Raw genomic sequence first — 18,490 nt, 5'->3', positions numbered from 1 at the left:
CACCGCGCGCACCTCAGCCCTCGCTGACGCCCAGCTTCTCGAGGATGAGCTCCTTGACGCGGGCCGCGTCCGCCTGGCCGCGGGTCGCCTTCATGACCGCGCCCACCAGGGCGCCGGCCGCGGCCACCTTGCCGCCGCGGATCTTGTCGGCGACGCCCGGGTTGCCGGCGATGGCCTCGTCGACGGCGGCGGTCAGCGCGCCCTCGTCGGAGACGACCTTCAGACCGCGCTTGTCGACGACCTCGTCCGGGGTGCCCTCGCCCGCGAGGACGCCCTCGATGACCTGACGGGCCAGCTTGTCGTTGAGGTCACCCTTCGCGACCAGCTCGGTGACCCGGGCCACCTGCGCCGGGGTGATGGCGAGTTCGTCGAGGGAGAGGCCCGACTCGTTGGCGCTGCGCGCCAGTTCGCCCATCCACCACTTGCGGGCGGAGGCCGCGTCGGCACCGGCGTCGATCGTGGCGACGATCGCGTCCAGCGCACCGGCGTTGAGGATCGCCTGCATGTCGGTGGCGGAGATGCCCCACTCGGCGAGCAGCCGGTTGCGGCGGGCCAGCGGCAGCTCCGGCAGCCCCGCGCGGATCTCCTCGACCCACTCACGGGACGGAGCGACCGGCACCAGGTCCGGCTCCGGGAAGTACCGGTAGTCCTCGGCCTCCTCCTTCACGCGGCCCGAGGTCGTGGACCCCGTGTCCTCGTGGAAGTGCCGGGTCTCCTGCACGATCGTGCCGCCCGAGGACAGCACGGCCGCGTGCCGCTGGATCTCGAAACGGGCCGCGCGCTCCACGGACCGCAGCGAGTTGACGTTCTTCGTCTCGGAGCGGGTGCCGAACTTCTCGGTGCCGTTGGGGCGCAGCGACAGGTTCACGTCGCAGCGCATCTGGCCCATCTCCATACGGGCCTCGGAGACGCCGAGGGCGCGGATGAGCTCGCGCAGCTCACGGACGTACGCCCGGGCGACCTCGGGAGCGCGCTCGCCGGCGCCGACGATCGGCTTGGTGACGATCTCGATCAGCGGGATGCCGGCGCGGTTGTAGTCCAGCAGCGAGTGCGAGGCGCCGTGGATACGGCCCGTCGCGCCGCCCACGTGGGTGGACTTGCCGGTGTCCTCCTCCATGTGGGCGCGCTCGATCTCCACGCGGAAGGTCTCGCCGTCCTCCAGCTGTACGTCGAGGTAGCCGTTGAAGGCGATCGGCTCGTCGTACTGGGAGGTCTGGAAGTTCTTCGGCATGTCCGGATAGAAGTAGTTCTTCCGGGCGAAACGGCACCACTCGGCGATCTCGCAGTTCAGCGCGAGACCGATCTTGATCGCGGACTCGACGCCGGTCGCGTTGACGACCGGGAGCGAGCCGGGCAGGCCGAGGCAGGTCGGGCAGGTCTGCGAGTTGGGCTCGGCGCCCAGCTCGGTCGAACAGCCGCAGAACATCTTGGTCCTGGTGCCGAGTTCGACATGGACCTCGAGGCCCATGACGGGGTCGTACGACGCCAGCGCGTCCTCGTACGACACCAGGTCGGTCGTGGTGGTCACGGTGAAACTTCCCTCTCAGCCCAGCAGGACGTCGTCGTCGCCCAGCCGCTTCAGCTCGCGGTACAGGACGGCGAGGCCGGTGACGATGCCGACGGCGGCCACGGTCGCGTCGATCAGCCGCAGCGTGTCGTTCTCGGCCTTGGCCTTCTTGATCCGCTTGGCGACACCGAACGCGCCGACGGCGGTGGTGGCGATGGACACGTACGTACCGGACTTGGACTTCTTGAAGTCCTTGGCCTTGGACAGCTTGCTCACAGCGACGGAGCCTCCTCGAGGAGCGGGTGCCCCCACCTTTCCACGAAGGCGGCCTCGACGGCTGCGCCGACCTTGTACAGACGGTCGTCCTTCAGCGCCGGGGCGATGATCTGCAGACCGACCGGGAGGTTGTCCTCCGGGGCCAGACCGCAGGGCAGCGACATGGCCGCGTTGCCCGCCAGGTTGGTCGGGATGGTGCACAGGTCGGCCAGGTACATCGCCATCGGGTCGTCGGCGCGCTCGCCGATCGCGAAGGCGGTGGTCGGGGTGGTCGGCGACACGATGACGTCGACCTGCTCGAATGCCTTCTCGAAGTCGCGCGTGATGAGCGTGCGGACCTTCTGGGCGGAGCCGTAGTAGGCGTCGTAGTAGCCGCTCGACAGGGCGTAGGTGCCCAGCATGATGCGGCGCTTGACCTCGGGGCCGAAGCCCGCCTCACGGGTGATCGAGGTGACCTCCTCGGCCGAGTGGCTGCCGTCGTCGCCGGTCCGCAGGCCGTAGCGCAGGCCGTCGAAGCGGGCGAGGTTGGAGGAGCACTCGGAGGGGGCGATCAGGTAGTACGCGGAGAGCGCGAGGTCGAAGGACGGGCAGTCCAGCTCGACGATCTCGGCGCCCAGCTCCTTCAGCAGCGCGACCGACTCGTCGAACCGCTGGATGACGCCGGCCTGGTAGCCCTCGCCGCGGAACTGCTTGACGACGCCGACGCGCATGCCCTCGACGCTGCCGTTGCGGGCGGCCTCGACGACCGGCGGGACCGGGGCGTCGATGGAGGTGGAGTCCAGCGGGTCGTGCCCGGCGATGACCTCGTGCAGCAGGGCCGCGTCCAGGACCGTACGGGCGCAGGGGCCGCCCTGGTCGAGGGAGCTGGAGAACGCGACCATCCCGTACCGGGAGACGGCCCCGTACGTCGGCTTCACACCGACCGTGCCGGTGACGGCGGCCGGCTGGCGGATGGAGCCGCCGGTGTCGGTGCCGATGGCCAGCGGCGCCTGGAAGGAGGCGAGGGCCGCGGAGGAGCCGCCGCCGGAGCCGCCGGGGATCCTGGTGAGGTCCCAGGGGTTGCCGGTCGGCCCGTACGCGCTGTTCTCCGTGGAGGACCCCATGGCGAACTCGTCCATGTTGGTCTTGCCGAGGATGACGACGTCGGCGGCCTTCAGACGCTTGGTGAGGGTGGCGTCGTACGGCGGGATCCAGCCCTCGAGGATCTTCGAGCCGACGGTCGTCGGGATGCCCTCGGTGGTGAAGATGTCCTTCAGGGCGAGCGGGACGCCGGCCAGCGGGCCGAGCTTCTCGCCCCGCTCGCGCTTCTCGTCCACGGCCCGGGCCTGGGCGAGGGCGCCCTCGCGGTCGACGTGCAGGAAGGCGTGCACCTTCTCGTCGACGGCCTCGATCCGGGCGAGGTGGGCCTCGGTGACCTCGACGGCCGTGAGCTCGCCGGAGGCGATCCTCGCGGCGGTCTCGGCAGCGGTCAGCTTGATGATGTGGTCCGTCATGTCGGTCAGTCCTCCCCCAGGATCTGCGGCACCTTGAAACGCTGCTGCTCCTGGGCCGGGGCGCCGGAGAGCGCCTGCTCGGGGGTGAGCGACGGACGGACCTCGTCCGCCCGCATGACGTTCGTCAGCGGGAGCGGGTGCGAGGTCGGCGGTACGTCTTGGTCGGCGACCTCGCTGACGCGGGCCACCGCGCCGATGATGTCGTCCAGCTGTCCCGCGAAGTGTTCGAGCTCTTCGGGCTTCAGCTCCAGACGCGCCAGCCGGGCGAGGTGGGCGACCTCCTCGCGCGTGATGCCAGGCATGCAGCGTTCCTCTGGGGTGAGTGTGTGTGGTTTGGGGCTGGGGCTTGTCGGTCACCTTCCCGTCGTCCGCCCGAAGGGCGGGCCGCGCGGCAGACGGGAATGTGACGACAAGCCCCAATCCTAGGGGGCCGGGGGCTCTCGCCGTTAAACGGTTTCCCCGGCTCAGTGGCGGGCGTCCCAGGCCGGGCTGTGCAGGAAGTGGTTGTCGTACAGGTCCTGGACCTCCAGCAGGCTCTCCGGGGAGAGCTCGCCCAGGCGGATGCGCTGCAGGTGGCGGAAGTACTCGAACCGCTCGACGCCCGGGGTGATGACGATGAGCAGGTCCGCCGGGGCGCCGGGGGCGGCGGCGAAGGCGTGCGGGCGGTCCGGCGGGACGATGACCAGGTCGCCGCGTTCCGCGGTGACCACGTCGTCGCCGGAGAGGACCTCGGCGGCGCCGTCGAGCAGGTAGAACATCTCGGCGGAGTTGTGGTGCGTGTGCGGACGGGCGCCGTCGGCGCCCTCGGCGAGGGTGACGCGCACGGTGGACAGCGCGCCGCCGCTGGCACTGCTGTCGGCCAGCAGCCGTACGGCGACGGGGTCGCCCCCGACCACCTCGGCCTCGGCGTCACGGACCAGGACGGTTTCGTCGAACTTCGGTACGAACAGCGACATCTCTCGTTCCCCCTGTCTTGTCTGCGGATCGTCTGCGGATCGTCTGCGGATCGTCTGCGGATGCAGTCAGACCGCGAAGAGCAGTCCGGCACTGATCAGGACAATGATCGCCGTGGCGAAGTGGACCCCGTACGCCACGGCCTTGGTGCCGCCGTTGCGCAGGACTGTCACGCAGTCGCCGAACGGGATGATCGCCACGCTCAGCATGAGCCAGGCCTCGGCGTGCGCGCCGGCGCCGGCCAGCACGGCGAGGCCCACCACACCCAGCGTGCCGTCCCGCAGCCCCTTGATCGAGAGGTAGGCGCCGGCGTCGCCCGCGGGGTCGGCCGGGACGCCGTAACCGGCGGCGGCCGGGCCCGGCTGGAACAGGAACCGGTAGCCGAGGAACAGGCAGAACACGTTGAGCAGGATGGCCAGGGTGTAGGCGGTGACGGTCATGTCTCTTCCCCTTCGTCGTCTTGCTAGCAACGCTAGCGGCAAGAGCGAAGCTAGCAGAGCGTCGACAGATTGGCTAGCGCTGCTAGAATTTCTGGCATGTCGATTCAGACGCGCCGGGAGCGCGAACGAGCGGAACGGGAGCGGCTGATCGTCACGGCCGCCCGGGAGCTGGCCGAGACGGAGGGCTGGGACGCGGTGACGACGCGCCGGCTGGCCGCCGAGATCGAGTACAGCCAGCCGGTCCTCTACAGCCACTTCAAGGGCAAGGACGCGATCATGGCGGCGGTCGCGGTGCAGGGCTGCGCGGACCTGGCGGTGGAACTGCGCGCGGCGCGCACCGCGGCTAAGGACCCGCGCGAGGCGCTGGCGGCGGTGGCCGAGGCGTACACGTCGTTCGGGCGGCGGCGCCCGGCTCTCTACGACGCGATGTTCACCCTCGCCGTGGACCTGCCGTTCGCCACGCCCGAGGCTCCGGAGCCGCTGTGGGAGGCCTTCCGGGAGCTGGCCGCGGTGGTCGAGCCGATCGCGGCCGAGGGCGAGGACACGGGCCTGCTGGCGGAGACGTACTGGGCCGGACTGCACGGGCTGGTCACGCTGATGCGCAGCGGACGGCTGCCGGAACCGGCCCATGAGCAGCGGCTGGCGCTGCTGATCGGACACTTCACGGCAGCGCTCTGAAGCGCCGAAACCTTCTCGTAGTACGGCCGTACGGCCGTACTGGCCGGGAGGACTACTCGGCGGCCGGGAGAGCGGCCCGCGGCCGCTGCCAGCCCCGGGAGCCCCGGGCCCGCAGCCACGACGTCGTCTCCTCCGGCGGCATCGCGGCCGCGACCAGCCAGCCCTGTACGGCGTCACAGCCGAGGTCGCGCAGCCGTTCCCAGGTCTCGTCGTCCTCGACGCCCTCGGCGACGACCAGCAGACCGAGCGAATGGGCGAGGTCGACCGTGCAGCGGACGATCTCGGCGTCCTCGGGGTCGACGGCCAGCCGGGCCACGAAGGAGCGGTCGATCTTCAGCTCGCTGACCGGCAGCCGCCGCAGATGCACCAGCGACGAATAGCCCGTGCCGAAGTCGTCCAGCGACATCTTCACGCCGTGCCCGGTGAGACCGGCCAGGGTGTCGGCGGCGCGCTGCGGGTCCTCAAGCAGGACGTGCTCCGTTATCTCCAGTTGGAGCGCTCCCGCCGGGACACCGTGCCGGGCGAGACGGGCCGCCACCGAGCCGGCGAACCCGGGCGTGTGGACGTCCCGCGGGGAGACGTTGACCGCGACCGGCACGAACAGCCCCTGCGCCCGCCAGGCCGCCACCTGCCCGAGCGCCGTCTCCAGCACGTACTCGGTGAGGTGGGGCATCAGCCCCGACGACTCGGCGATCGCTATGAACTCGTCCGGCGGCACCTTCCCGCGCTCGGGATGCACCCAGCGCACCAGCGCCTCCAGGCCGGCCACCTGCCCGTCGAAGCGGACCTTGGGCTGGTAGTGCAGCTGCACCTCGTGCGCGTCCAGCGCCCGGCGCAGATCACCGAGCAGCCCGAGCCGGTCCGGGGTGTTGCAGTCCCGTTTCGACTCGTAGACCTCGACGCCGGTCCGGTCCCGCTTCGCCTGGTACATCGCCACGTCCGCCCGGCGCAGCAGGCCCTCGGCGTCCAGCGCGTGGTCGGGGAAGACGGCGACGCCCGCGCTGGCCTCCAGGACGAGGGTGAGTCCGTCGAGGTCGAGCGGGGAGCTGAGCGCGGACACCAGTCCGCGCGCCACCCGGGTCGCGGACGTGGTCGAGTCGGCGACCGGCAGTAAAACGGCGAACTCGTCGCCGCCCAGCCGCGCGGCCTCCGCCCCGCGCGGCAGGGCGAGCCGCAGCCGGTCGGCTATCTGCAGCAGCAGCCGGTCCCCGGCGAGATGCCCGAGTGTGTCGTTGACGGACCGGAAGCGGTCCAGGTCGATCAGCATGAGGGCGGACCGGGCGCCGATCCGCTCGGCGTCGTCCAGCGCGGTCCAGATGCGCTCCAGGAGCCACTGCCGGTTGGGCAGTCCGGTCAGCGGGTCGCGCAGCTGTTCCTCGGCCCGGGCCCGGGCTATCCACAGGGTGGAGTCGAGGGCGATCAGCGGGATGGCGAACAGCGGCAGCAGCACCGGCCGGGCGACGGCCACCACGCACACCAGTGGGGCGATGCCGAGCAGCGCGACCGCGACCAGGCCCTGTCTGACCAGGGCCGTACGGGCGACGGTGGGCAGTCCGCCGCGCCTCGGGGCGTGCAGGTACCAGAACAGGGTCCGGGTGACCAGGAGATACGCGGTGGCGACCAGCACCACCTCGGGGGCGGTGTAGACCGTCCAGCTCGCGGGGCTCCACGGCTTCTCGACGGACGGGACACGCCCGAAGGCGCCGAGCACCAGGGCTCCGGCGCCGATGCCGAGGATGTCCACCGCGCCGTGCAGCACGCCCTGCCGCCAGCGGTTGCGCCGGGCTATGCCGACCAGCACGACGACGGTGAGGCTGACCATGCCGGCCGGCACCCAGCCGTAGAGCAGCAGGACGGCGAGGGTGAGGGCGGCGCCGGAGCCGGTGCCGCCCCACCAGCGGGAGCGGCCGAGCATCACCAGGTGGCCGACGATGATGCCGGTCAGCACGGCCAGGGACCAGCCGACGGTGCCGGACGGGAAGAGGGCGTGGGTGCCGGTGAACGCCCGGTAGAACCCGGCGCCGAGCACGAAGGCGGCCGCCGCGACGACGCCCGCGGGCAGCGTGGGCCACGACTGGTGCCGTTCCTGGTCGGCGTCCGGGAGCGCGGGCTGGGGCCCGGTGGTGAGCTGGGGCACACCACGCACCTGTGTGGCGGTGTACTGTCCGGTGACGCGCCCCTCCGCGCCCGGATGCCCGGGGGGCCGCCCGGCCCATCGACTCGGCCGCCAGGCGCCTGCGCCCCGGCGCCCGCGCAGCCGTGAGTCCGGGGCGGCGCTCTCGGTCGGTTCCATTCCCGTCCCTCTCACAGCCGGCGGTGCCCACGCCAGGCGGCCCGATGTCCGACATCCATCCACGGCGCCGCGTTGGAAAACGCTTCCCCTCCGTTCCCGAAGAGCCCTTCGGGAACAACGGGGATGCCCCGACCGCAGCTGGGCACGGCAGGCGCACATCTCAACAGTAGGCCGCAGAAGGCTTCCGCGGGCAGCGGTCGTGGACGGTTGCCCGAATGCGCCCCGGCCACCCGTATGCATCTGGTATGCGCCGATCGGGTGGCCTTCAACCGCTACTCCTCTGTGGGAAGCGCAACTTCGGCGGCGGCGTCCGGTCCCTGGTCCAGAAGGACGCCGAATCCCTCCTCGTTCAGGACGGGGACCTTGAGCTGCATCGCCTTGTCGTACTTGGAACCAGGATTGTCGCCCACGACGACGAAGGACGTCTTCTTGGAGACGGAACCGGTCACCTTGGCTCCCCGGCTCTGCAGCGCCTCCTTCGCCCCGTCGCGCGTGAAGCGCTCCAGGGTGCCGGTGACCACCACGGTCATGCCCTCGAGCGGGCGCGGACCCTCGTCCTCGCCGCTGCTCTCCTCCTCCATACGGACGCCTGCGGCCCGCCACTTGCGCAGGATCTCCTGGTGCCACTCCTCGGCGAACCACTCCTTGAGGGAGGCGGCGATGATCCCGCCGACGCCGTCGGTGTTCGCCAGCTCCTCCTCGGTGGCCTGCTCGATGCGCTCGATCGAGCGGAACTCGCGGGCCAGCGCCTCGGCGGCGACCGGGCCGACGTGACGGATCGACAGGCCGGTCAGCACCCGGGCCAGCGGGCGTTCCTTGGCGGCGGCGATGTTCTCCAGCATGGAGACCGCGTTCTTCTTCGGCTCGCCCTGCTGGTTGGCGAAGACCGTGACGACCTTCTCCTCGCCCGTCTTCGGGTCCCGCTTGGGCAGACCGCTGTCCTGGTCCAGGACGTACGCCTTGATGGGCAGCAACTGCTCGACGGTGAGGTCGAACAGGTCGCCCTCGTCCCTCAGCGGCGGCTGCTCGGGCTCCAGCGGCTTGGTGAGGGCCGCGGCGGCGACGTAACCGAAGTGCTCGATGTCCAGCGCCTTGCGGCCCGCGAGGTAGAACAGGCGCTCGCGCAACTGGGCGGGGCAGGTGCGGGCGTTGGGGCAGCGCAGGTCGACGTCGCCCTCCTTCATGGGCCTCAGGGCCGTGCCGCACTCGGGGCACTCGGACGGCATCACGAACTCCCGCTCGCTGCCGTCGCGCAGGTCGACGACCGGGCCGAGGATCTCCGGGATGACGTCACCGGCCTTGCGCAGCACCACGGTGTCACCGATGAGGACGCCCTTGGCCTTGACGACGTCCTGGTTGTGCAGGGTCGCGAACTCGACCTCGGAACCGGCCACCGTCACCGGCTCGACCTGCGCGTACGGCGTGACCCGGCCGGTACGGCCCACGCCGACGCGGATGTTGATGAGCTTGGTGTTGACCTCCTCCGGCGCGTACTTGTACGCGATCGCCCAGCGCGGCGCGCGGGAGGTCGAACCGAGCCGGCCCTGCAGCGGGATCTCGTCGAGCTTGACGACGACGCCGTCGATCTCGTGCTCCACGGAGTGGCGGTTCTCGCCGTAGTAGGAGATGAACTCCCGTACGCCGTCGAGGTCGTCGACCACCCGGTTGTGCGGGGAGGTGGGCAGGCCCCAGGTCTTGAGGAGGTCGTAGGCCTGGGAGAGGCGGGTGAGGCCCTGGAACCCCTCCAGGACGCCGATGCCGTGGACGACCATGTGGAGGGGGCGGGTGGCGGTGACGCGCGGGTCCTTCTGGCGCAGCGAACCGGCCGCCGCGTTGCGCGGGTTGGCGAAGGGCTTGTCACCGGCCTCGACCAGGCGGGCGTTGAGCTCCTCGAACTTCTCCATCGGGAAGTAGACCTCGCCGCGGATCTCCACGACGTCGGGGACCTTGTCTCCCTTCAGCCGGTCCGGGATCTCCGCGATGGTGCGGACGTTGGGCGTGATGTCCTCGCCGGTGCGGCCGTCGCCGCGGGTGGCGGCGCGCACCAGGCGGCCGCGCTCGTAGGTGAGGTTGACCGCGAGGCCGTCGACCTTGAGCTCGCACAGGAAGTGGTAGTCCTGCTCGCCCAGCTCCCGGTGGATGCGGTCGGCCCAGGCGGCGAGCTCGTCGTCGTTGAATGTGTTGTCCAGGGACAGCATCCGCGAGCGGTGCTCGACCGCCGTGAACTCCGTCTCGTAGGAACCGGCGACCTTCTGCGTCGGCGAGTCCGGTGTCCGCAGCTCCGGGTGCTGCTCCTCCAGCGCCTCCAGAGTCTTCAGGAGCTTGTCGAACTCCGCGTCGCTGATGACCGGAGCGTCCTTCACGTAGTACCGGAAGCGGTGCTCCTCGATCTGCTCAGCGAGCTTCGCGTGCTTCTCCCGTGCCTCGGCGGGCACCGTCGTCTCCGCTTGCTTGTCGCCGGCCACCGTGTTGTCCTCCCGTTACTCTGGGTTGTCCGCGAGGGATCTCGCCGCCCGGACGCAGTGGGCGAGAGCCCGGCGCGCGTAGTCCGGGGAGGCCCCCGCGAGTCCGCACGACGGAGTGATGGTGACCGCCTCCGCGAGAAGCCCCGGTTGCAGCCCCAGCCTGCGCCACAGCGTCCTGACACCCATGACGCTACCTGCCGGGTCTGACAATGCCGTCTCCGTGCCCGGCACGACACCGGCGAAGAGCCGGGTGCCCCCTTCCACCGCCTCGCCGATCGTGTCGTCGTCACGTTCGGTGAGGAGGGCGAAGTCGAACGAGACCGCCGCCACGCCCGCCCGGCGCAGCAGGGCGAACGGGACGTCCGGTGCGCAGGAGTGGACCACGGTGGGCCCGTCGCTGTGAACCCCGAGGACGTCGCGGAGTGCGGACTCGGCGATCTGCCGGTCCACGGCCCGGTGGGTGCGGTAGCCGCTGGCGCTCCGCACCTGGCCGCGCAGGACGGCGGTGAGGGACGGTTCGTCGAGCTGCAGGACGACCTGCGCGCCGGGCACCCGGCGCCGCACCTCCGCCAGGTGCAGCCGCAGTCCCTCGGCCAGCGAGCCGGCGAGGTCGCGGCAGGCGCCGGCGTCGGAGAGGGCGGACTCCCCGTTGCGCAGCTCCAGGGCGGCGGCGAGCGTCCAGGGCCCGACGGCCTGCACCTTCAGCGGGCCCTCGTAGCCCTGGGTGAACTCCTCCAGCGCGTCGAGGTCCTCGCCGAGCCAGGACCGGGCGCGCTTGGTGTCCCGTCCCGGCCGGTCCCCGATCCGCCAGCCGCTGGGCTCCACGCGCGCGTACAGCTCGACCAGCATCCCGGCCGTGCGGCCGATCATGTCCGCTCCGGGTCCGCGCGCGGGCAGTTCGGCCAGGAACGGGAAGTCCTCGAAGGTGCCGGTGACGGTCTTGGCGGCCTCCCGGGCGTCGCCGCCGGGCATCGAACCGACGCCGGTGGCGGCGCCGAACTGGAACCCGGTCACCGTCCCGGCCTCACCGTCAGGTCGTTGACCTCCGCGTCCCGGGGCAGGTCGAGGGCCATCAGGATCGTCGTCGCGACCGACTCCGGGTCGATCCACTTCGAGGCGTCGTACTCCTTGCCCTCCTGCTGGTGGACCTTGGCCTGCATGGGACTGGCCGTGCGGCCGGGGTAGACGGAGGTGACGCGGACGCCATTGGCGTGTTCCTCGCCCCGCAGGGAGTCGGCGAGGGCCTTGAGGCCGTGCTTGGAGGCGGCGTACGCGGACCAGTCGGGGCTCGCGTTCAGTCCGGCGCCCGAGTTGACGAAGACGACGTGACCGCGGGCGGCCCGCAGCTGCGGCAGGAAGTGGCGGGTCAGCTCGGCCGGGGCGATCAGGTTGACGTTGAGCTGGTGGCGCCAGGACTTGGGGGTGAGTTCGCCAACCGGGCCGAGGTCGACCACACCGGCGATGTGCAGCAGGGAGTCCACGCGGTCCGGGAGCGTCTGGTGGGAGAAGGCCCAGGACAGCTTGTCCGGATCGGCCAGGTCGCCCACCATGGTCCGCGCCCCGGGGAACTCCGCCGCCAGCTCCTTCGCGCGGCCCGCGTCGCGCGCGTGCAGGACGAGGTCGTCCCCGCGCGCGTGGAGGCGGCGGGCGACGGCCGCGCCGATGCCGGAACCCGCTCCGGTGATCACATGTGTAGCCATGCCCGCCATGCTCGCACCCGCCGGCTCCTACTCGACGCCCTGCCCTGCGGCGGCAGCCGCTGATGTCACAGCTTCGAGATAAGCCAGCGCACCGACCGGTTCCTCGGCGAAGAACACCAGCTCGGCCAGTGGACGCGGCAGGAAGCCCTCGTCCTCCATGCGCCGGAACTGTTCCTTGAGGCCGTCGTAGAAGCCCGCGGTGTTGAGCAGCACGACCGGCTTGTCGGTGCGGCCGTGCTTCTTCAGCTCCAGGATCTCCGTCGCCTCGTCGAGCGTGCCGGTGCCGCCCACCATGATCACCACGGCGTCGGCCTTCTCCAACAGGAGCTTCTTCCGCTCAGCGAGGTCCTTGGCGATCACCATCTCCTCGACACCCGGGCGCACCTTGGAGGCCAGGAAGTCCACCGAGACCCCGCACAGCCGTCCGCCCGCCTCCTGCACCCCGTCGGCGACCACCTTCATCAGGCCGACGTCGGAACCGCCCCACACGAGGGTGTGCCCGCCCTCGCCCAGCAGTTTCGCGAACTCGCGCGCGGGACGGGTGTAGCGGTCGTCGAGGTCGGCGGCGGAGAGGAAGACGCAGATTCGCATGGGGCCACCGTACGCGGGAAGAACCGGCGGTCCGCGAGCGCTTTTCCTTCCATGGCCGAAGGACACGAGATCACCATCGAGCAGGGCGAGAAGCACGTGCGCGTGGTGCACGGCGACCAGGTACTGGCGGAGAGCGACCGGGCCCTCGTGCTGCGCGAGACGGGCTGTCCGGTGCGGTACTACATCCCCGCCGAGGACGTACGGCTCGACCTGCTGCAGCCCTCCGACACGCACACGTACTGCCCGTTCAAGGGCACGGCGTCCTACTGGTCGCTGCCGGAGGCGGCGGACCTCGTCTGGGCGTACCCGGACCCCAAGCCGGACGTGGCGCAGATCAAGGATCACCTCTGCTTCTACGAAGTCGAGGTGTCGTGAGCGATTAGTTCCGCGCCGTGGGGCAGTCTGCTGAGGCATGGACAAGAAGACCATTTCGCGCGACGGGACCCCCATCGCGTACCAACGCACCGGTGACGGCCCTTCGGTGATCCTGGTGAGCGGGGCGATGTCGACGGGGGCGACGGTGGCGCCGTTCGCCGTGCCCCTCGCGGACCGCTTCACCGTCGTCTCCTACGACCGCAGGGGCCGGGGCGCGAGCGGTGACACCAAGCCGTACGCGGTCGCCCGCGAGGTCGAGGATCTGGCCGCGCTGATCGAGGCGGTGGGCGGCGAGGCGTCGCTGTACGGCCACTCGTCGGGCGGCGCGCTGGTCCTGGAGGCGGCGGCGAGCGGGCTGCCGCTGCGTCAGGTCGGGGTGTACGAGGTGCCGTACGCCGTCTACGAGGGCGGTGCGAAGGAGCGGGCCGAGTACACCGACCACCTCACCGAGGCGCTGGAGCAGGGCCGGCGTGGGGACGCGGTCGAGCTGTTCCTGCGGCTGACGGGACTGGCCGAGGAGATGATCCAGGGCGCCCGCCAGTCCCCCATGTGGCCCGGCATGGAGGCCCTCGCTCCGAGCCTGGCGTACGACGACGCCGTGATGGGCGACGGGCTGGTGCCCGAGGGGCGGCTGGCCTCGATCACGGTGCCCGTGTTGTCCCTCGGGGGCGGCGCGAGTCCCGCCTGGATGCGCGAGGCGGCCCGGGCGGTGGCCGAGGCGGCGCCCCGGGGGACGTACCGGACGCTGGAGGGCCAGACGCACATGGTGGATCCGCGGGCGCTCGCGCCGGCACTGGCGGAGTTCTTCTCGTCCGCCCGTTAGGCGACGGCCGTGGACGCGCGCGTGGTCGTCGCGATGGTCGCCGAGCCCACCACGCGCGTGCCGTCGTACAGGACGATGGCCTGGCCGGGGGCGACGCCGCGGACCGGCTCGGTGAAGGTCACCTCCAGGGTGCCGTCGACGAGTTCGGCGCGGACCTCCGTCTCGCCGCCGTGGGCGCGCAGCTGGGCGGTGTAGGTGCCGGGGCCGGAGGGTGCCGTGCCGCACCAGCGGGGCTTGATCGCGGTGAGCCCGCTGACGTCGAGGGAGGCGGCGGGGCCGACGGTCACGGTGTTGTTCACCGGGGAGATGTCGAGGACGTAGCGGGGCTTGCCGTCGGGGGCCGGGGTGCCGATGCGCAGGCCCTTGCGCTGGCCGATGGTGAAGCCGTACGCGCCCTCGTGCGTGCCCACCTTGGTGCCGGACTCGTCGACGATGTCGCCCTCCGCCCGGCCCAGACGGGAGGCGAGGAAGCCCTGGGTGTCGCCGTCGGCGATGAAGCAGATGTCGTGCGAGTCGGGCTTCTTGGCGACCGCGAGGCCGCGGCGCTCGGCCTCGGCGCGGATCTCGTCCTTGGTCGTGACGGTGTCGCCGAGCGGGAACAGGGCGTGCGCGAGCTGCCTCTCGTCCAGCACACCGAGGACGTAGGACTGGTCCTTGGCCATGTCGGAGGCCCGGTGCAGCTCGCGGGAGCCGTCGGGGTTTTCGATCACCTTGGCGTAGTGGCCGGTGCAGACGGCGTCGAAGCCGAGGGCGAGCGCCTTGTCGAGCAGGGCGGCGAACTTGATCTTCTCGTTGCAGCGCAGGCACGGGTTCGGGGTGCGGCCGGCCTCGTACTCGGCGACGAAGTCCTCGACGACGTCCTCGCGGAAGCGGTCGGCGAGGTCCCAGACGTAGAACGGGATGCCGATGACGTCGGCGGCGCGGCGGGCGTCGCGCGAGTCCTCGATGGTGCAACATCCGCGCGCGCCCGTGCGGAAGGACTGCGGGTTCGCGGAGAGCGCGAGATGGACTCCGGTCACGTCGTGGCCGGCCTCGGCGGCGCGGGCGGCGGCGACGGCGGAGTCCACCCCGCCGGACATGGCGGCGAGGACACGGAGGGGGCGCTGCGGGGTGTCAGTCATAACCCTTCAAGGGTACGGGCCGTCGGGAACCGGAGCCCACGAGTATCCGTTGACGATCACAGGGGGACGGGAAGGGCGATCACATGGGGGACCGGGCGAAGGGCGCGGACGCCGACCGGCGGCTGGGGCGCCGTGCGCTGATCGTCGGCGGGGCGGTGGCCGCCGTGGGCACGGCCGCGCTGGCCCGCGAGGAGCTGTCCCATCTGTGGTGGCGGCTGCCGGGGGTGGAGCGGCCGCGGGTGGCGGGCGCGGTGGACTTCCGGGGCGCGCGGTGGATCGCGGCCTCACCGGCGAACTACCGGCGGGCGGACCGGCCGGACGACTACGCGATCGACCGGGTGGTCGTCCATGTCACCCAGGGCGGTTACACGAGCGCGGTCAAGGCCTTCGCGGACCCGGGCCACCAGGCCGCGGCCCACTACATCGTCCGCGCGGACGGGCAGGTCACCCAGATGATCCGCGAGCTGGACGTGGCCTTCCACGCGGGCAACCGGGAGTACAACGAACGCAGCGTCGGCATCGAGCACGTGGGCTTCGTGGAGCGGAGGTCGTCGTTCACGGACGCGATGTACGCCTCCTCGGCACGGCTGACCGCGGGGATATGCCGGCGGTACGGCATACCCGTCGACCGGGACCATGTCATCGGGCATGTGGAGGTGCCGGGGACGGACCACACCGACCCGGGGCCGTACTGGGACTGGGAGCGGTACATGGGGCTCGTCCGACGGGCCGGACAGACCCCGCCTCGGTGACGCAATCGTGACCCTGTGCGTACCCTCCGTGCTTCGTGTGTCCGATGCGTCCCCCACGGCGGAGGTGACCTGCGGCACGCCAACTCGACTCTTCTTCAACGGAGTTGAGCGAACGATCCCTTCACGGCGGCCGCACAGCCCACCCGGCCCGCTCCTAGGTTCGACCCAGTCCTCACACAGAACTCACGTCGACCATCCCGGTCCATGGCTGACATCACCGAGCCCGATGAGCGCACCAGCGACACGGGCAGCAGCAGCAAGTCCAGGCACACCAAGACCACCCGCACCTCCGGGGGCAAGGGTGTGCACCGGCGCAGGTTCCTCGGCGGCATGGCCGGGGTCGCCCTCGGGGCGGTCGCGGGCGCCGGTGGCGCCTTCTCCCTGCTGACCGAGGCGGGCAGGAACAGGGCGAGCGCCGCCACCAACACCGCCACCCTGACCGTTCCGGACCTCCTGGAGGGCACCACCTCCGGCAGCACGACCACTTTCACGCTGGAGGCGAGGACCGGCACCGCCGAGGTGGTGTCCGGGGTCACCAGCGACACGATGGGCTACAACCAGTCGTTCCTCGGTCCGACCATGAAGTGGACCAGCGGGGACACGGTCCTGCTCAACATCACCAACAGCCTGGGCGAGGACACCACCGTCCACTTCCACGGCGCCCACGTCCCGGCCAAGATGGACGGCGGCCCGCAGGTCGCCTTCGCGGACGGCACCACCTGGTCCCCCACCTTCACCGTCAAGGACGAGGGCAAGACGCTCTGGTACCACCCGCACGCCCTGGGCACCACGGCGAAGCAGGCGGTGCACGGCCTGGCCGGCATGATCATCGTGGAGGACGACTCCACCGCCTCCTCCGACCTCCCCAGCACCTACGGCACCGACGACATCCCGCTGATCTTCCAGAGCCTGGCCGCCGACAGCAGCGGCGACATCAAGTACAACCTCACCGGCTACCTGAGCAGCGGGCTGAGCTTCCCGCTGCTGCTGAACGGCACCAACGTCGACGACACCACGCTCACCTTCACGGCGACCAAGACCCGCACCCGGTTCCGCTGTCTGAACGCCTCGCCGTCGGACATCGTCACCATCCAGCGCAGCGACGGCGGCACGCTCAACCAGATCGCCACCGACCAGGGTTATCTCACCGCGGCCACCGAGGTGACCAGCATCCGGCTGGTGGCGGGGGCCCGCGCGGAGTTCGTGCTGGACCTGTCGGACGCGGTCACGCTCCAGGCCGTCGTCACCACCGGCTGGGTGCGCGGCGGCAGCGGTACCTACGACGTGCTCGCGATCACCGCGTCGGGCACGGACACCCCGGACGACCTGCCGAGTTCCCTCAACACGATCACCCGGTACGACACCAGCGACTTCACCGCCCGGACCATCACGCTCGGCCAGAGCGGCACGACCATGACGATCAACGGGTCGGCGGGGACGAGCATGTCGTCCATGGCGATGATCAGCACCACGCTGGGCGCCAAGGAGATCTGGACGATCAAGAACAGCACCCAGCTGGAGCACTCGTTCCATCTGCACGACGTGCCCTACCAGTTGATCTCCATCAACGGCGAGGATCCGACCGGCGTGGACCTCGGCTGGTTCGACACCTACGAGGTGGTCGGCGGCGGATCCATCGAGATCGCGATGGAGTTCACTGACTTCACCGACGACACCTACATGTACATGCTCCACTGCCATCTGCTGCAGCACGAGGACGAGGGCATGATGGCGTCCCTGATGGTGACGGAGAGTTAGCGCAGCACCCTCCGGCGAGCTAGGTGAGCCCGGCGGCTCGAGCGCGCTCGACCGCCGGGCCGATCGCCTTGGCGACCGCCTCGACATCCGCCTCCGTGGAGGTGTGGCCGAGGGAGAAGCGCAGGGTGCCGCGGGCCAGGTCCGGGTCGGTGCCCGTGGCGAGCAGGACATGGCTGGGCTGGGCGACGCCGGCGGTGCAGGCGGAGCCGGTGGAGCACTCGATGCCCTGGGCGTCCAGGAGCAGCAGCAGGGAGTCGCCCTCGCAGCCGGGGAAGGTGAAGTGGGCGTTGGCGGGAAGCCGGTCGACGGGATCGCCGCCGAGGATCGCGTCCGGGACGGCCGTACGGACCGCCTCGACCAGGCTGTCGCGCAGGGCGCCGATCTCGCGGGCGAACCACTCGCGCTGCTCGGCGGCGAGACGGCCGGCGACCGCGAAGGAGGCGATCGCGGGGACGTCCAGGGTGCCGGAGCGGACGTGCCGCTCCTGGCCGCCGCCGTGCAGGACCGGTACGGGGGTGTACTCGCGGCCGAGGACCAGGGCGCCGATGCCGTAGGGGCCGCCGACCTTGTGGCCGGAGACGGTCATCGCGGCGAGCCCGGAGGCGGCGAAGTCGACGGGGACCTGCCCGAAGGCCTGCACCGCGTCGGCGTGCAGCGGGACGCCGAACTCCTGGGCGACGTCGGCGAGTTCGCGGACCGGGAAGACGGTGCCGATCTCGTTGTTGGCCCACATCACGGTGGCCAGGGCGACGTCGTCGGGGTTCTTCGCGAGCGCCTCGCGCAGGGCCTCGGGGTGGACGCGTCCGTAGCGGTCGACCGGGAGGTACTCCACGGTCGCGCCCTCGTGCTCGCCGAGCCAGTGGACGGCGTCGAGGACGGCGTGGTGCTCGACGGGGCTGGCGAGGACCCGGGTGCGGCGGGGGTCGGCGTCGCGGCGGGACCAGTACAGGCCCTTCACCGCGAGGTTGTCGGCCTCGGTGCCGCCGGAGGTGAGGACGACCTCGCTGGGACGGGCGCCGAGCGCGTCCGCGAGCGTCTCGCGGGCTTCCTCGACGGTGCGCCTCGCGCGGCGGCCGGACGCGTGCAGGGAGGAGGCGTTGCCGGTGACGCTCAGGTGCGCGCTGAGTGCCTCGACTGCCTCCGGGAGCATCGGGGTGGTCGCGGCGTGGTCGAGGTATGCCATGGTGCGCACGATTCTACGGGGCCCGCTCCGTCGGGCCTCAGCCGTGTACGGCTTGCCCCGGCCTCAGAAGCTCCTTGCCCC

General features: G+C 71.2%; 18 protein-coding genes. 5 read left to right on the top strand and 13 right to left on the bottom strand.

What is annotated here, in order from left to right; genetic code table 11:
• Positions 1–13 precede the first annotated feature (13 nt).
• The 6 genes from gatB to MKW14_RS21120 form a co-directional block, all read right to left on the bottom strand.
• The gene (gatB, locus tag MKW14_RS21145) at positions 14–1,528 is read right to left on the bottom strand and encodes an Asp-tRNA(Asn)/Glu-tRNA(Gln) amidotransferase subunit GatB (RefSeq protein WP_240864535.1); all 1,515 of its coding nucleotides are present in this window, start codon (positions 1,526–1,528) and stop codon (positions 14–16) included.
• Positions 1,529–1,543: 15 nt separating this feature from the next.
• Positions 1,544–1,783 carry a hypothetical protein gene (locus MKW14_RS21140; RefSeq protein ID WP_240864534.1) on the bottom strand — a complete coding sequence of 80 codons (240 nt, stop codon included), beginning with the start codon at positions 1,781–1,783 and terminating at the stop codon, positions 1,544–1,546.
• On the bottom strand, positions 1,780–3,276 hold the full coding sequence (gene gatA / locus MKW14_RS21135) for an Asp-tRNA(Asn)/Glu-tRNA(Gln) amidotransferase subunit GatA (RefSeq protein ID WP_374116583.1): 1,497 nt from the start codon (positions 3,274–3,276) through the stop codon (positions 1,780–1,782). Before gatA ends, MKW14_RS21140 begins: the two co-directional genes overlap by 4 nt.
• A gap of 5 nt (positions 3,277–3,281) precedes the next feature.
• Positions 3,282–3,578, bottom strand: coding sequence for an Asp-tRNA(Asn)/Glu-tRNA(Gln) amidotransferase subunit GatC (gene gatC, locus MKW14_RS21130; protein WP_007384860.1), 297 nt, complete (start codon positions 3,576–3,578; stop codon positions 3,282–3,284).
• A 162-nt stretch (positions 3,579–3,740) separates the two neighbouring features.
• Positions 3,741–4,232 (bottom strand): cupin domain-containing protein, encoded by a 492-nt coding sequence (locus MKW14_RS21125; protein ID WP_240864533.1) that lies wholly within the window; start codon positions 4,230–4,232, stop codon positions 3,741–3,743.
• Positions 4,233–4,298: 66 nt separating this feature from the next.
• Positions 4,299–4,670 (bottom strand): DUF4267 domain-containing protein, encoded by a 372-nt coding sequence (locus MKW14_RS21120; RefSeq protein WP_240864531.1) that lies wholly within the window; start codon positions 4,668–4,670, stop codon positions 4,299–4,301.
• Positions 4,671–4,766: 96 nt separating this feature from the next.
• On the opposite strand from MKW14_RS21120, the gene MKW14_RS21115 reads away from it, so the two are divergent.
• Entirely contained in the window at positions 4,767–5,348 is a 582-nt protein-coding gene (locus MKW14_RS21115) for a TetR/AcrR family transcriptional regulator (protein ID WP_133046692.1), read from the top strand.
• A 52-nt stretch (positions 5,349–5,400) separates the two neighbouring features.
• On the opposite strand, the gene MKW14_RS21110 is transcribed toward MKW14_RS21115, so the two are convergent.
• The 5 genes from MKW14_RS21110 to MKW14_RS21090 form a co-directional block, all read right to left on the bottom strand.
• The gene (locus MKW14_RS21110; protein WP_240864529.1) at positions 5,401–7,641 is read right to left on the bottom strand and encodes a putative bifunctional diguanylate cyclase/phosphodiesterase; all 2,241 of its coding nucleotides are present in this window, start codon (positions 7,639–7,641) and stop codon (positions 5,401–5,403) included.
• Positions 7,642–7,913: 272 nt separating this feature from the next.
• Entirely contained in the window at positions 7,914–10,106 is a 2,193-nt protein-coding gene (gene ligA, locus MKW14_RS21105; RefSeq protein ID WP_240864527.1) for an NAD-dependent DNA ligase LigA, read from the bottom strand.
• A 15-nt stretch (positions 10,107–10,121) separates the two neighbouring features.
• Positions 10,122–11,120, bottom strand: a complete 999-nt coding sequence (locus MKW14_RS21100; RefSeq protein ID WP_308314616.1) for a methionine synthase — start codon at positions 11,118–11,120, stop codon at positions 10,122–10,124.
• Positions 11,117–11,815: an SDR family oxidoreductase gene (locus MKW14_RS21095; protein WP_240864525.1), complete on the bottom strand. Its 699-nt coding sequence runs from the start codon at positions 11,813–11,815 to the stop codon at positions 11,117–11,119. The genes MKW14_RS21100 and MKW14_RS21095 overlap by 4 nt, the downstream gene beginning before the upstream one ends.
• Positions 11,816–11,833: 18 nt before the next feature.
• The gene (locus MKW14_RS21090; RefSeq protein WP_240864523.1) at positions 11,834–12,397 is read right to left on the bottom strand and encodes an LOG family protein; all 564 of its coding nucleotides are present in this window, start codon (positions 12,395–12,397) and stop codon (positions 11,834–11,836) included.
• A 51-nt stretch (positions 12,398–12,448) separates the two neighbouring features.
• On the opposite strand from MKW14_RS21090, the gene MKW14_RS21085 reads away from it, so the two are divergent.
• Positions 12,449–12,772 carry a DUF427 domain-containing protein gene (locus tag MKW14_RS21085; protein ID WP_240864521.1) on the top strand — a complete coding sequence of 108 codons (324 nt, stop codon included), beginning with the start codon at positions 12,449–12,451 and terminating at the stop codon, positions 12,770–12,772.
• 37 nt (positions 12,773–12,809) lie between these two features.
• Positions 12,810–13,595, top strand: coding sequence for an alpha/beta fold hydrolase (locus MKW14_RS21080; protein ID WP_240864518.1), 786 nt, complete (start codon positions 12,810–12,812; stop codon positions 13,593–13,595).
• Here MKW14_RS21080 and mnmA read toward each other — a convergent pair.
• Positions 13,592–14,716: a tRNA 2-thiouridine(34) synthase MnmA gene (gene mnmA / locus MKW14_RS21075; protein ID WP_240864516.1), complete on the bottom strand. Its 1,125-nt coding sequence runs from the start codon at positions 14,714–14,716 to the stop codon at positions 13,592–13,594. The two genes, MKW14_RS21080 and mnmA, sit on opposite strands and share 4 nt — an antisense overlap.
• 83 nt (positions 14,717–14,799) lie before the next feature.
• On the opposite strand from mnmA, the gene MKW14_RS21070 reads away from it, so the two are divergent.
• Positions 14,800–15,468 carry an N-acetylmuramoyl-L-alanine amidase gene (locus tag MKW14_RS21070; RefSeq protein WP_240864514.1) on the top strand — a complete coding sequence of 223 codons (669 nt, stop codon included), beginning with the start codon at positions 14,800–14,802 and terminating at the stop codon, positions 15,466–15,468.
• Positions 15,469–15,672: 204 nt separating this feature from the next.
• Positions 15,673–17,226 carry a multicopper oxidase family protein gene (locus MKW14_RS21065; RefSeq protein WP_240864512.1) on the top strand — a complete coding sequence of 518 codons (1,554 nt, stop codon included), beginning with the start codon at positions 15,673–15,675 and terminating at the stop codon, positions 17,224–17,226.
• Between the two features lie 19 nt (positions 17,227–17,245).
• Here the strand turns inward: MKW14_RS21065 and MKW14_RS21060 are convergent, their stop codons facing one another.
• On the bottom strand, positions 17,246–18,409 hold the full coding sequence (locus tag MKW14_RS21060) for a cysteine desulfurase family protein (RefSeq protein WP_240864510.1): 1,164 nt from the start codon (positions 18,407–18,409) through the stop codon (positions 17,246–17,248).
• Positions 18,410–18,490 lie beyond the last annotated feature (81 nt).

Source organism: Streptomyces gilvus, from assembly GCF_022513565.1.
Lineage (GTDB): Bacteria > Actinomycetota > Actinomycetes > Streptomycetales > Streptomycetaceae > Streptomyces > Streptomyces gilvus.
Note: the sequence above shows the minus strand (reverse complement) of the source record. Positions and strands in the feature narration are given on the sequence as shown.

Excerpts from the sequence above, each read along its gene's own strand:
- gatA (WP_374116583.1), bottom strand. The coding sequence starts at position 3,276 with ATGACGGACCACATCATCAAGCTGACCGCTGCCGAGACCGCCGCGAGG.
- gatC (WP_007384860.1), bottom strand. The coding sequence starts at position 3,578 with ATGCCTGGCATCACGCGCGAGGAGGTCGCCCACCTCGCCCGGCTGGCG.
- MKW14_RS21125 (WP_240864533.1), bottom strand. The coding sequence starts at position 4,232 with ATGTCGCTGTTCGTACCGAAGTTCGACGAAACCGTCCTGGTCCGTGAC.
- MKW14_RS21120 (WP_240864531.1), bottom strand. The coding sequence starts at position 4,670 with ATGACCGTCACCGCCTACACCCTGGCCATCCTGCTCAACGTGTTCTGC.
- MKW14_RS21115 (WP_133046692.1), top strand. The coding sequence starts at position 4,767 with ATGTCGATTCAGACGCGCCGGGAGCGCGAACGAGCGGAACGGGAGCGG.
- MKW14_RS21110 (WP_240864529.1), bottom strand. The coding sequence starts at position 7,641 with ATGGAACCGACCGAGAGCGCCGCCCCGGACTCACGGCTGCGCGGGCGC.
- MKW14_RS21095 (WP_240864525.1), bottom strand. The coding sequence starts at position 11,815 with ATGGCGGGCATGGCTACACATGTGATCACCGGAGCGGGTTCCGGCATC.
- MKW14_RS21090 (WP_240864523.1), bottom strand. The coding sequence starts at position 12,397 with ATGCGAATCTGCGTCTTCCTCTCCGCCGCCGACCTCGACGACCGCTAC.
- MKW14_RS21085 (WP_240864521.1), top strand. The coding sequence starts at position 12,449 with ATGGCCGAAGGACACGAGATCACCATCGAGCAGGGCGAGAAGCACGTG.
- MKW14_RS21080 (WP_240864518.1), top strand. The coding sequence starts at position 12,810 with ATGGACAAGAAGACCATTTCGCGCGACGGGACCCCCATCGCGTACCAA.
- mnmA (WP_240864516.1), bottom strand. The coding sequence starts at position 14,716 with ATGACTGACACCCCGCAGCGCCCCCTCCGTGTCCTCGCCGCCATGTCC.
- MKW14_RS21070 (WP_240864514.1), top strand. The coding sequence starts at position 14,800 with ATGGGGGACCGGGCGAAGGGCGCGGACGCCGACCGGCGGCTGGGGCGC.
- MKW14_RS21065 (WP_240864512.1), top strand. The coding sequence starts at position 15,673 with ATGGCTGACATCACCGAGCCCGATGAGCGCACCAGCGACACGGGCAGC.
- MKW14_RS21060 (WP_240864510.1), bottom strand. The coding sequence starts at position 18,409 with ATGGCATACCTCGACCACGCCGCGACCACCCCGATGCTCCCGGAGGCA.